The following is a 12191-nucleotide window of genomic DNA, read 5'->3' on the forward strand; positions in this document are numbered from 1 at the left end:
GGCGCGGGGCACGGCGCGGGCCCCTCCGGGAGCCCGCCGGGCCGGACCGGCGCCGCCCCGGTGCGGCGCGCCGGCGTCCGGGCGGCCCGCAGCCCCGTCCGGCGGATCGGCGCGTGGCTGCTCTCGGTGCTGGTCCTCGCCGGGGTCGTCGCGGTGGAGGTGGTGCTCCTGCGCGACGACATCGTCACCGACATCGGCCTCCTGCTGGACGCCGGGCGGAGCGGATCGCCGCCGGCCGCCGAGGCGGAGCCCGACGGGCTGCCGATCGTGCCCCCCGCACCGGCGGCGAGCGGAGCCGTGGCCGGCGTCGACCTGCGCCCGCTGGCGGGGTGCGCACCGGAGACCCCCTGCGGCCTGCGCCTGCTCGTGGAGGTCGTCCCCGGACCCGAGCCGCAGGTGGTGACCTGGTCCTACCGGATCGTCGACCGCTGCACGGGGGCCACGGGGACCGCGCCGGGCGGAACGGTCACCGTGCCGGCCGGGGGCACGCGCGCGGCGGCCGTGGGCACCCTCCCGCTCCCGGCCGGCCCCGCCCTGGCGGTGCTCGCCGTCACCGACCTGCCGGCGGTCGCCGCCTCCCCGCCGGTGCTCGTCGGCTCGTGCCGGCCCGATCCCGGGGCCCAGTGACCCCTCCGGAGGGAGGACGCCATGCCGATCTCGGGACCGGCCGGACCGCCGACGGACGCGCGGCGGGGTCGACGGCGGACCCGGGAGCAGCGCCGGGCCCTGCGCAGCGGCGCGTTCGACCTGCTGGCCGTCGTCGCCGCCCTCGCGCTGGTCGGGCTGGGCCTGGCGAACCTGCAGCTGGTCGGCGAGACCGAGCTCGCCGCCCGGCAGGCGGTGATCGCCATCGGCGGCGTCGTGGCCTTCGCGGTGTTCTGGCGGGTCCGGGTGCGCTACCTCGGGATCCTGGGCTGGGCCGCCTACGGGGCGGCCGTCGTCCTCCTCGTCGGCGTCCTCACGATCGGCCTGTCCGCGAACGGCGCCACCCGGTGGATCGCGATCGGCTCGCTCACGTTCCAGCCCTCGGAGCTGGCCAAGCTCGGGCTGCTGCTGGCCCTCGCCGCCGTCCTCGGCTCCGGCCGCGCGCCGTGGCAGCGCTTCGCACTGGCGGTGCTGCTCGCCGTCGTCCCGATCGGGCTGACCCTGCTCCAGCCGGACCTCAGCACCGCGACGCTGCTCGTCATCCTGGCCGGGTCCATGCTGGTCATCGGGCGCGTGCCGGCCCGGTTCCTGCTGCCGCTGGTCGCCGCCGCGGTGGTCGCGGCGCCGCTGCTGATCAGCCTGCTGCGGCCCTACCAGGTCGAGCGCCTCGGGACCTTCCTGGTCGGCGCGCACGAGTCCCCGACCGGCTCGGGGTGGGCGCTGCGGCAGGCGCACATCGCGGTGGGCTCAGGAGGGCTGTTCGGGCGGACCGACGACCCGCTGCGCGGCCTGCGCGCGCAGTACCTGCCCGAGCGGGACACCGACCTGGCCCTGGCCAGCCTGGTCGGGCAGTGGGGACTGGCCGCCGGCGCCGCGGCGGTGCTGGCCGCGATCGTCCTCGTCTGGCGACTCGCGCTGGCCAGCCGGACCTCCCGCACCCCGCACGGCGCGCTCGTCGGCGGGGGTCTGGCGATCCTCATGGGGATCGAGACCGCCGTCTCGGTGGGGGCCAACCTCGGGCTGCTGCCGCTGGCCGGCGTCCCGTTCCCCCTGCTCAGCTACGGCGGCACGGCGCTGGTCGTCCACCTGGCCGCGATCGGGGTCGTGCTCGGGGTCCGACGGGACGGCGCCCGGAGGCGGCTGTGGGCGCCCAACCGGTACTCCCCGCGCCCGCGGCTGGTCCGGGTGACCGCGCTCGCCCTCTCGGCGCTGCTGATCTCGTTCGGGGTCTACGGATGGCAGCTGCAGCGCACCCGGGGCGAGGAGCTCCAGGTCGTCGGGCAGGAGCAGATGACGCGCTGCATCCGGCTGCCCGCCGTGCGCGGTGCGATCACCGACCGGCACGGCGAGCCGCTCGCCGTGAACGCCGCGGACGTCGGCCGCGGCCTGGACCGCGTGCTCGTGGTGCCCGCCCTGCTGCGCGCCCGGCCCGCGGACGTCGACCGCCTCGCCGACCTGCTCGGCCGGCCGCGCCCGGACCTGCACGCGCAGCTCGGGGCGGCGGAGGCCACCACGCTGTCGCTGCCGGTGGCCGACGTGCCCCGCGACGTCGGCGCCGCGGTCACCGCGGCCGGGATCGCCGCCGTGCTGGTGGTCCCCGAGCCGCGCCGCTCCTATCCGCAGGGCGCCCTGCTCGGGCCGGTCATGGGCTTCGCGGGGGTGGCCACGCCCGAGGACGAGGAGCGCTGGCCCGACCTGCCGCCGGGGGAGTTCGTCGGCCGAGCCGGACTCGAGCAGCAGTACGACGCGGTGCTGCGCGGCATCAACGGGCGGCAGTGCGTCTACGTCGACCCGACGGGCGTGCCGGCCGCGCTCGGGGAGCGGCAGGACCCGGTGCCCGGTGCCGAGCTGCGGCTGTCGATCGACCTGGGCCTGCAGCGGCTGATGGACAGCGGCCTGGCCGCGGCCGTGCGGGCCCAGCCCCGGCCGCAGGGCAAGATCGGGGCCGCCGTCGCGATGGACCCGAGGACGGGGCAGGTCCTCGCGATCGCCAGCACGCCGTCCTTCGACAACAACGTCTACGGGCCACCGGTCGACACCGGGGCGCTGCAGGCCCTGGCCGAGGCGCCGGGCTCGCCGATGCTCGAGCACGTGACCCAGGCCGTCGCGCCGCCCGGGTCGACGTTCAAGCTCGTCGTCGCGGCGGCCAACCAGGCCCATCCGGTCTTCGCGCCCCGCCGGGCCATCCCCACCGGGGCCAGCTTCACCTACGGCGGCCACACGTTCGGCAACTGGAAGCCGATGGGGCCGATGGACCTGGTGGAGTCGCTCGCCATCTCCAACGACGTCTACTTCTACAAGCTCGCCCTCGCGCTCGGGCCCGACACGATCGCCGAGACGGCCCGGACGCTCGGGGTGGGAGAGCGCACCGGCATCGACCTGCCCGCCGAGTCCGCCGGCTACCTCGGGACCCCGGAGTCGGTCGAGGCGCGAGGCGGCACGTGGTACGGCGGGTCCACCGTCATCCTCGGCATCGGCCAGGGCGAGATCCAGGTGACGCCGCTGCAGAACGCCCGGTGGACCGGCGCCGTCGCCACCGGGAACCTGGTCACCCCGCGGCTGGGCCTGGCGGTCGGCACCGACGCCGGCACCTTCACCGCGCTCCCCGCGCCGGCCGCGACGCCGCTGCCGTTCGCCGGCGAGCTGGGGCCGGTCCGCGACGGGATGCGCGCGGCGGTGACCGGGGGCACCGTCACCCGGCTGGCCGACCTCCCGGAGCCGGCCGGCGCGAAGTCCGGCACCGCGCAGGACGGCGGCCTGCGCGCGGACGAGTACGACAACTGGCTGTCGGCCGCGGCCCCGATGGGCGCCCCCGAGATCGTGGTGACCGCGCTGGTGCAGGGGCCGGGCACGGGCGCCAACACCGCGCGGACCGTGGTGGCCGACGCCCTGCGCCACTACCTCGACCACCGGGCCGACGTCGTCGCCACCGGCCCGGTCCAGCTGCCCTGAGGGGTCAGCCCCGGCCGTAGGCGGCCAGCAGCGGGCGGTTGCGCAGCGCCCGGGCGGCGCCCTCGGCCACGCAGGTCAGCGGGTCCTCCGCCAGCTTGACCGGCAGGCCGAGGCTCCGCTCCAGCTCCTGGGCGAAGCCGGGGACCAGCGCGGACCCGCCGAACACCAGCACGCCCTCCGCCATCACGTCGGCGATCGCCTGCGGGGGCAGGTCGTCCAGCGAGGCGGCCAGCGTCCGGACGATCTCGTCGGTGATGGGCCGCACCGCGTCGGAGACCTCGGCGGCCTGCACGGTCGCCAGCCGCGGCCGGCCGCTGGCGGCGTCCCGGCCCTGCACGACCAGCGAGCCGTTCAGGTCCGTCCCGGAGCGGATCTTGAGGTCCTCCGCCTCCAGCTCGCCGACGTGCAGCTGATGCTGCTCGCGCAGCTGCCGGGAGACGGCGATCGTCATCTCGTCGCCGCCCAGCTTGCTGGTCCGGTGGGCGAGGACGCCGCCGAAGCAGAACGCCACCGCCTCCGCGGTGCCGCCCCCGACGTCGACGACCATGTGCACCCGCCGCTCGAGCGGGTCGATGCCGCAGCCGACCGCGCCCGCGATCGACTCGTCGAGCGCCGTCACCGGGCGGATGCCCGCCTCCTCCGCGGCCTCGAGCAGCGCGCGGTTCTCCAGCGCGGTGGACCCCACGGGGACCCCGATCACCGCGCGGACCGGGGTCCACGCCCGCCGTCCGGCCTGCTGCAGGACCAGGCGCAGGTACAACCGGGCCGTCTCCAGGTCCGTGACCACGCCGTCGTGCAGCGGCCGGACCGGGGTGAACCGGGACGGGGCGCGGCCGAGGAGGTCGGCTGCCTCCCTGCCGACGGCGAGGACCTTGTCCCGGCGGGCACCGCCGTGGCGCAGCAGCATGACGGTGGGTTCGTCGAAGACGATGCCGCGGCGGACGTCGCTCACGACCGTGTTGGCGGTGCCGAGATCGATTCCGAGGTCCACCCGTGCCTCCTGACCGCTGGCAGCCGGACCAGTCTGGGGGTGCGACGGTGCCCGGTCCAGGTCCGTCGCCGCCGCGATGCGGGCTCGCCGCGGTTCGGGTCGCGACGCGCGGGGCCCGGGAGGGGGTCAGCGGCTCGTCGAGCCTGCCGGAGCCGGGTCGGCCTGCAGGTCGATCTTGGAGGTCTCGGGCGCCAGCAGGACGCACACCGAGGTGAGGACGAGGACCGCCACCACGTAGAGGGAGACGGCCAGGGAGGTGTCGAAGCGGTCGATCAGGGCCACCGAGAGGATGGGCGCCAGGGCGCCGCCCAGGATCCCCGCCAGCTGGTAGCCCATGGAGGCGCCGGTGTAGCGGACCCGGGTCGGGAACAGCTCGGCGATGAACGAGGCCTGCGGGCCGTACATCGCGGCGTGGAAGAAGAGCGCGACCACCGTCGCCAGGGCGATCCAGAGAAAGCGGCCGGTGTCCAGCAGGGCGAAGAACGCGAAGACCCAGATCGCGGCGCCGACCGCGCCGAACAGGTAGACCGGCCGCCGGCCGAACCGGTCCGACAGCACGCCGAACCAGGGGATCAGGAACACCTGGACGGCGGCCGCGATCAGGACGGCGTTGAGCGCGTAGGTGCTCGGCAGCCCCAGGTACGTCGCGACGTACGTCGTGATGAACAGGATGAACGTGTAGAACGCGACGTCGACACCGATCCGGGCGCCGATCGCGAGCAGCACCCGGGAGGGGTACCGGCGCAGCACGTCGACGATCGGCGCCTTGGCCTTGACGTCGTGCTCCTCGACCTCGCGGAACAGCGGGCTCTCGGCGATCGTCAGCCGGATCCACAGCCCCACGACCACCAGGACGCCGCTGAGCAGGAACGGGACCCGCCACCCCCAGTCGGCGAAGGCCGACTCCGTGGTGAGGGCTCCCATCAGCGACAGCACCCCGTTGGCCAGCAGCAGCCCGATCGGCACGCCCACCTGCGGCCAGCTCGCGTTCAGCCCGCGCCGGTGCGCGGAGCCGGACTCCAGCGTCATCAGCACCGCACCGCCCCACTCCCCGCCGAGCCCCAGGCCCTGCAGGAAGCGCAGCGCCACCAGCAGGATCGGAGCCCACACCCCGATCGACGCGTACGTAGGCAGCAGGCCGATCAGGAAGGTGGCGATGCCCATGATCAGCAACGTCACCACGAGCACGTTCTTGCGGCCGAGCTTGTCGCCGTAGTGGCCGAACACGACGCCGCCCAGCGGACGGGCCACGAAGCCGACCGCGTAGGTCGTGAACGCGAGCAGGGTCCCGACGAGCGGGTCGAACTCGGGGAAGAAGATCTGGTTGAACACCAGCGCGGCGGCGGTGCCGTAGATGAAGAAGTCGTACCACTCCAGCGAGGTGCCGACGAGGCTGGCCACGATGACGCGTCGGACGGACGAGCCCTGGGCGCTGCCGGCGGTGGGGGGCATCGGGATCTCCCTCGGTGACGGCTCCCGGTCGGAGCCGTTCCAGCACAGACCCGAGCACGTCCCGGCGCAACACGGCTCCCGCGCCCCGCGGCCCGAAGTGCAGCTTCGCCGGGTGGTGTCCCCGGCGAAGCCGCAGGCCCGGTTCCCCGGCGACCGGGCGCGAGATCGCGCCGAACGTCACCAGCGCCCTTGACCTTGACACGGTGAGAACCTGTTCGCTTCGTGCGGGAGGTCCTCATGAACGGATGGCACAGCGACGAGGCCGGCACGCGGTTGCGGGCGGCGTTGAGTTCCCCGGTCCCGTCGGCGCGGTTGCAGACCGCGCTCGCGGCCGGCACACACCCCGACCCCGGCCAGGTCGACGCGCTCGTCGAGCGGTGCGCGGTCGAGCCGGACTTCTACGTGCGCGACATGCTCACCTGGTCGCTGACCCGGCACCCCGCGAGCACCACCGTTCCGCGCCTGCTCGAGGAGACGCGGGCAGCGGGGCGCCAGGCGCGGAGCCAGGCGCTGCACACCCTGTCGAAGATCGGCGACCCCCGTGGGTGGACGGCGGTCACCCGCGAGCTGCTGCACGACGCCGACGACGAGGTGGCCCGCAGCGCGTGGCGCGCCGCCGTCGTGCTCGTCCCCGCGGGCGGCGAGGTCGAGCTGGCGGGCACGCTGGCGGCCCGGCTGGGGCGCGGGAACCGCGACGTCCGGCTGAGCCTCAGTCGCGCCCTGGCCGCCCTGGGCGACGCCGCGATGCCGGTCCTGCGGGCGGCCGCCGAGCACGAGGACGTCGACGTGCGGGCCCACGCGATCGCGACCCAGCGCCTGGTCCGCGACCCCGACGAGGGCTTCGACGCCGCCGTCTCCGAGGCCAAGCGCATCGTCGCGCTGGAGGACGCGCCGATCCCGGACGAGGCCCGTGCTGATCGGTGAGGTGTCGCGACGGACGGGCATCAGCGCCCGCATGCTGCGGCACTACGACTCCGTGGGCCTCGTCTCGCCGACGGGGCGCACCGAGGGCGGGTACCGGCAGTACTCACCCGCCGACATCCGGCGGCTCTTCCACGTGGAGAGCCTCCGGTCGCTCGGACTGTCGCTGCGGGATCTGCGGCGCGCGCTGGACGAGCCCGGCTTCACCCCGTCGGGCCTCGTGGGTGAGCTCGTCGCCCGCACGCAGGAGCGCATCGCCCGCGACGAGGAGCTCCTCCGGCGGCTGCAGCACGTGGAGGACGGCGAACCGACGGAGTGGACCGACGTCCTGCGCATCGTGTCGCTGATGCGCGGGTTGGACTCCGCCGATGCGTCGAGGCGCCAGCAGAGCGCGCTCGCCGCGGCCGGCGACGAGGTCCCGCCCGGCCGGCTGCTCGCCGAGGCGGTGCTGGAGGAGGCCGATCCGAACGTGGCCGGTGCGCTCCGCTGGGCCCTGCAGCGTTCGAACGACGAGGCGCTGCGGGTGCTGGCCGCCGCGCTCGGATCAGCGGACGCCGAGACGCGACGTCGGGCGGTGGCCGCGATCGCGGAGATCGGCAGCGACGCTGCGGACACCGTGCTCACGGACGCGCTGACGAACACCGACCCGGCCGTCCGGGAATCCGCAGCGCTCGCGCTGGGGGCGCGCGGCGGTGCCCGCGTGGTCCCGGTGCTCGTCGGCATGGTGGTGGCCGGCCGGAACGACGTCGAGGCCGCCGAGACCCTGGGTGCGGTCGCCCAGCGGTGGGACCTCGTCGACCAGGTCGCGGGCACGCTCGCGGAACTGCTCGCCCGGCCCGACACGGCGTTCGACGTTCGGCTGCGCCTGGTGCAGTCCCTCGCCGAGATCCCCGGCCCGGCCGCCGGGCGGACCCTCCAGGCCCTCACCGAGGACCCCGACCACCGCCTGGCACAGACGGCCGCGTTCATCGCGCGGACGCGCGCGACGGCCCGGGGGAGGGACGGGGACGGGGCGTGATCCCCGGGGTCAGCCCTGCTGGGGGTCGGCCTCCTCGGCGAACTCCTGGTAGGCCGCGAAGGCGCGGGGGCCGTACACGGTGCCCGGTCCGCCGTTCATCGCGATGGCGACGCCGAGCGCCTCGGCCACCTCGGCCGCGGTGGCGCCGGTGCGGACGGCGCCCCGAGCGTGCGAGGCGATGCAACCGTCGCACTGCGTGCTGACCGCGACGGCCAGGGCGATCAGTTCCTTGGTCTTCTGGTCCAGGGCTCCGGCGGCGTACGCGGCGGCGTGCATCCGGCGGTAGCCGTCGTAGACCTCGGGGATCGCGCGGCGCAGCGCGCGGGCCGGTTCGCGGAGTTCCTCCTGGACGGCGTGGGCGTGACCCATGCCGGAATGGTGGCAGGGAGCGGGCGGCACGGCGCGGTGGCCGGGCCGCGGGGGAGCCCGGTCGGCGAGGCGCGGACCGGGTGCGGGTGCCGGTCGAGGCCGTGGGAGCCTCGGAGGCGAGGGACGCCGTCGTCCGGGCCGAGCGAAGGGGTGGGAGCGCATGACGGGGGACACGGGGCAGGGGAACGGCCACGCCGGCGAGTACCACCCGGGCCGTCCGGAGGGCTACACGACCGAGGGCGCCCTGCGCGTCGAGGATCCTGCGGCCACCACCGGGCTGGGCACCGTGCACGAGCCGGCTCGGGACACCCCCGTCCACGCCGAGACCGACGTCCTCGTCGTCGGCGGCGGCCCGGCGGGCTGTGCCGCGGCGATCTCCGCTCGCCGCGCCGGTGCCCGGGTCACGCTCGTCGAGCGCTACAACCACCTCGGCGGGCTGTCCACGGGCGGGCTGGTCATCTGGATCGACCGGATGACCGACTGGACGGGGTTCCCGGTGATCTCGGGGTTCGCCACCGAGATCCTCGACCGGCTCCCCGCCGAGGCCGTCGCCGGTGCGCCGCGCGCGCTGTGGGGGTCGACCGACCCGGTGCACGTCGAGCACTGGCGGGAACGGCTCGGCGCGGCCCGCGACACGGTGACCTGGTCCCCGATGGTCGACCCCGAGTGGCTGAAGACGGTCTCCGCCGAGCTGGTGCACCAGGAGGGGATCTCGCTGGTGCTGCACTCGTGGGTGGTCGGGACGATCCGCGAGGGCCGGACGGTCCGGGGCGTGGTGTTCGAGAGCAAGGAGGGCCGGCGCGCGATCCTCGCGAAGGTCGTCGTCGACGCCACCGGCGACCTCGACGTGTGCGCCCAGGCCGGCGCGCCGTACGAGTCGGACGTCGAGACCGACGAGAGCCCGGTCGCGCACACGCTGAACACCAGCTGGGTGTGGGCGGGGGTGGACTTCGGCCGCTGGTTGGAGTTCCGCCGGACCGACCCCCGCGGCCACGCGGCGCTGATGGCCGCGGCGCGCGAGACGCTGGGCTACGTCGAGCGTCCCTTCGTGGGCTGGCGGGACGACGTGGCGCTGTTCCTGGGGCCCCGGCTGTCCGGCTACAGCGCCCTGAAGGTCGCCGACCTCACCGCGGTGGAGCTCGAGTCCCGGCGGCGGATGCTGGCCCACCTGGAGTTCTTCCGCGCGCACGCGCCGGGCTTCGAGCGCGCCTGGCTCCTGCTCTCGGCGCCGCAGCTGGGCGTCCGGCACACCCGCCGGCTGATCGGGCTGCACAAGATGACCCGGGCCGAGTGGATGGACGGCGTCGTGCACGCGGACGAGGTCGGCGTCTCCCCGTCGCCGTCCCAGAAGTACGCCAACATCTCCGTGCCCTACGGGGCGCTCGTCGCGCGGGACTTCGACAACGTGCTCGCGGCGGGGCGCCACATCGCCAGCGACCCCGCGACCCAGGCCTTCATGCGGGAGATCCCGCAGTGCTGGCTGACGGGCCAGGCCGCCGGAGTGGCCGCCGCGCTGGTGCTCGCCACGGGCGCGACGGCTGCCACGGTCGACGTCGGGCAGGTGCAGCGGGAGCTGCTGCGGCAGGGGGCACACGTCCGGCCGGCGACCGAGGACGTCCCGGCCCGCTGAACCGGGACCCGCCCGTCGGCGGGGTCAGCCGTACCAGACGGCGATGCAGCGGGTCTCGACGCTGATCCGCGGCGCAGCCCCCGGCGGGCAGGACGGGTCGGTGAAGGCGGTGTGCGGCACGACCCGCGGTCGGCCGGCCTCCGAGTCCGCCTGCGTGAAGACCAGCACCTGCTCGCTGGTGAGCGTCGGGAAGTAGACCCACCGGTGGGCCGGGTTGTGGCCGATGAACGCGATCTCGAAGGACCAGTCGCGGGCCGGGAAGACCGAGTCGCCGGGGATCACGTCGTCGACGGCCAGCGTGCGCGCGTCGCAGAGCGCGAGCGGACGCTCGGTCGGGCCCGGTGACAGCAGGCGCCACTGGTTGAAGTGCGCGGTCCGCCGGACGTCGGTCCGCGACGGCACCCCGTATCCGCCGGTCACCGGGTCGGGGCCCCCGGCGAACGAGAAGTCCGAGTGCGCGAAGTCCACGGTCGGGGTCTCGTTGGCCGTCGTCGCGGCGACGTGGGTCTGGCGGCGCACCACCGCGCGCGGCGCCATCAGGACCTCGTCGGCGCCGGTGAGCTCGAGCATGAAGCGCTTCATGTCGGCGATGTACCGGGTCCGCGCGTCGTCCGAGTCGGCGACACCGCTCACGTCGACCTGGTGCGCGAGACGGGCGAAGCCCTCGGCGTCCAACGCCGGTGGCGTCGGGAGGCCGGCCCCGTCGACGACGGGCATCTGGGCCGGCGTCAGGAAGGTGCGGCTGCGGGAGTAGTCGTCGTTGTCCAGGCGCGGTCGCTGGCCGCTCGGGACGCTGTAGTTGATCGTGGCCAGCACCGGCTCGAGCGCGAGCTCGCTGCGCTGTTCGGTGGCGCTCATCGTCCATCTCCTCCGTCACCGGGTGGCCGCCGCTGGGGAGGGACAACCTACGCGGACTCGGCCGGCGGGGGAGGAGCCGGCCGCCGGCTCAGTGCGGGGCCACCCGGAAGACCGGCCAGCCGATCTCGGTGCGCCAGGCGCGCGGCTCGGCCGTGTCGCGCGGGCCGACCCGGTAGGTCTCGCGCACCGGGCCGGCGACGGCCAGGGCGTTCGCCACCACCCACGCACCCAGTGCGCCGTAGGTGACGTCGATGTCGTCGTGCTCGCCGACGTGGGTCGTGACGGCGAGCTCGACGGCCGGCAGGGTCACCGGGTGCACCCGGCCGCTGCGCGGGGGGTCGGTCGCCGGCCGGTAGACGAGCACGTGTCCGGAGCCGACCTCGAACAGCGCGTTGTCGTACAGCCCGCCCGGGACGCCGGTCGGCTCGTCGACCACGGCGTCCAACTCGGCCATGGCGCCGGCGTACCAGGCGACGACGTGGTCGTGCGCCACGTCGTCCTCGACCGCGGCCACCGTGGTCGCCGGAACCGCGCGCAGCTCGACGTCCACCGGGGCCGGCTCCGGCTGCAGCAGCCGTCGCAGGGACGCCACCGCGGCCCGGGTCCGGTCCAGCTCCGACTCGAGCCGCTGCAGGTGGTCGGCGACGAGGGTGGCACGGGCACCCGGGTCGGGGGAGCGCAGGATGCGCTGGACGTCGGGCAGCGGGACGTCGAGCTCGCGCAGGCGGTGGATCACCTGGGCGGTCGGGATCTGGTCCGCGGTGTAGTAGCGGTAGCCGCTGGCGTCGTCCACCGTCGCGGGCTCGAGCAGGCCGGCGTCGTGGTAGCGGCGCAGCGTGCGCACGCTCAGGTGGGTCAGGCGGGAGAACTCGCCGATCGGCAGCACCCGGGCACTGTGCACCCTCCCCCCGCGGGAGAGTCCCGTCCTGGACCCTCCCGCCGCGCGAGGCGGCACCGTCGGGGCATGACCGCACCGACCAGCATCCCGCCCAGCGAGCTCCCGGCTCCGATCCGCGGCTACCTCGCCGCGCACGCGGCCCGCGACGTCGATGCCGCCATCGACGCCTTCAGCCCCACCGCCGTGGTCGTCGACCAGGGCCAGACCTTCCGCGGGACCGACGCGATCCTCGGCTTCCTGCGCCACGCCTGAGCCGAGTTCACGTACACGACCGAGCTCGTCGGGGCGCAGCGCGTCGACGAGGCGCGGTGGGTGGCGGCCCACCGGCTGGAGGGCGACTTCCCGGGCGGCGTCGCCGACCTGGAGCACCGCTTCACGATGGACGGCGACCTCATCGCGGAGCTGGTCATCGCTCCCCGCTGACCGGAGCGCGACGACCGACACGGGCGGGCGAGCC

The 12191-nt window shown here is 75.4% G+C and carries 11 protein-coding genes; 6 read left to right on the top strand and 5 right to left on the bottom strand.

Going from position 1 to position 12191, the window contains the following annotated elements; translation table 11 throughout:
* Together PGN05_RS22700 and PGN05_RS22705 are read left to right on the top strand one after the other, a co-directional pair.
* Positions 1 to 627, top strand: a 627-nt coding sequence (locus PGN05_RS22700; protein ID WP_419754850.1) for a hypothetical protein, incomplete at its 5' end; no start/stop codon positions are given.
* 21 nt (positions 628 to 648) lie between these two features.
* On the top strand, positions 649 to 3597 hold the full coding sequence (locus tag PGN05_RS22705) for an FtsW/RodA/SpoVE family cell cycle protein (RefSeq protein WP_419754851.1): 2949 nt from the start codon (positions 649 to 651) through the stop codon (positions 3595 to 3597).
* 4 nt (positions 3598 to 3601) lie between these two features.
* Here PGN05_RS22705 and PGN05_RS22710 read toward each other — a convergent pair whose 3' ends face one another.
* Entirely contained in the window at positions 3602 to 4588 is a 987-nt protein-coding gene (locus PGN05_RS22710) for a rod shape-determining protein (RefSeq protein ID WP_419754852.1), read from the bottom strand.
* A 126-nt stretch (positions 4589 to 4714) separates the two neighbouring features.
* Entirely contained in the window at positions 4715 to 6040 is a 1326-nt protein-coding gene (locus PGN05_RS22715) for an MFS transporter (RefSeq protein WP_419754853.1), read from the bottom strand.
* A gap of 237 nt (positions 6041 to 6277) precedes the next feature.
* Between PGN05_RS22715 and PGN05_RS22720 the strand changes: the two genes are divergently transcribed.
* Complete coding sequence (locus PGN05_RS22720; protein WP_419754854.1) at positions 6278 to 6964, top strand: HEAT repeat domain-containing protein; 687 nt, start codon at positions 6278 to 6280, stop codon at positions 6962 to 6964.
* Positions 6951 to 7979, top strand: a complete 1029-nt coding sequence (locus PGN05_RS22725; RefSeq protein WP_419754855.1) for a HEAT repeat domain-containing protein — start codon at positions 6951 to 6953, stop codon at positions 7977 to 7979. The genes PGN05_RS22720 and PGN05_RS22725 overlap by 14 nt, the downstream gene beginning before the upstream one ends.
* A gap of 9 nt (positions 7980 to 7988) precedes the next feature.
* On the opposite strand, the gene PGN05_RS22730 is transcribed toward PGN05_RS22725, so the two are convergent.
* Positions 7989 to 8348 (bottom strand): carboxymuconolactone decarboxylase family protein, encoded by a 360-nt coding sequence (locus tag PGN05_RS22730; RefSeq protein WP_419754856.1) that lies wholly within the window; start codon positions 8346 to 8348, stop codon positions 7989 to 7991.
* Between the two features lie 160 nt (positions 8349 to 8508).
* Between PGN05_RS22730 and PGN05_RS22735 the strand changes: the two genes are divergently transcribed.
* The gene (locus tag PGN05_RS22735; RefSeq protein ID WP_419754857.1) at positions 8509 to 9978 is read left to right on the top strand and encodes an FAD-dependent oxidoreductase; all 1470 of its coding nucleotides are present in this window, start codon (positions 8509 to 8511) and stop codon (positions 9976 to 9978) included.
* A 24-nt stretch (positions 9979 to 10002) separates the two neighbouring features.
* On the opposite strand, the gene PGN05_RS22740 is transcribed toward PGN05_RS22735, so the two are convergent.
* Together PGN05_RS22740 and PGN05_RS22745 are read right to left on the bottom strand one after the other, a co-directional pair.
* Positions 10003 to 10836: a CmcJ/NvfI family oxidoreductase gene (locus PGN05_RS22740; protein WP_419754858.1), complete on the bottom strand. Its 834-nt coding sequence runs from the start codon at positions 10834 to 10836 to the stop codon at positions 10003 to 10005.
* Between the two features lie 88 nt (positions 10837 to 10924).
* Complete coding sequence (locus PGN05_RS22745) at positions 10925 to 11722, bottom strand: MerR family transcriptional regulator (RefSeq protein WP_419754859.1); 798 nt, start codon at positions 11720 to 11722, stop codon at positions 10925 to 10927.
* A gap of 78 nt (positions 11723 to 11800) precedes the next feature.
* Here PGN05_RS22745 and PGN05_RS22750 point away from each other — a divergent pair, with 78 nt between their 5' ends.
* Complete coding sequence (locus PGN05_RS22750) at positions 11801 to 11986, top strand: nuclear transport factor 2 family protein (RefSeq protein ID WP_419754860.1); 186 nt, start codon at positions 11801 to 11803, stop codon at positions 11984 to 11986.
* Positions 11987 to 12191: the final 205 nt, after the last annotated feature.

Source organism: Geodermatophilus sp. CPCC 206100, assembly GCF_048569675.1.
Lineage (GTDB): Bacteria > Actinomycetota > Actinomycetes > Mycobacteriales > Geodermatophilaceae > Geodermatophilus.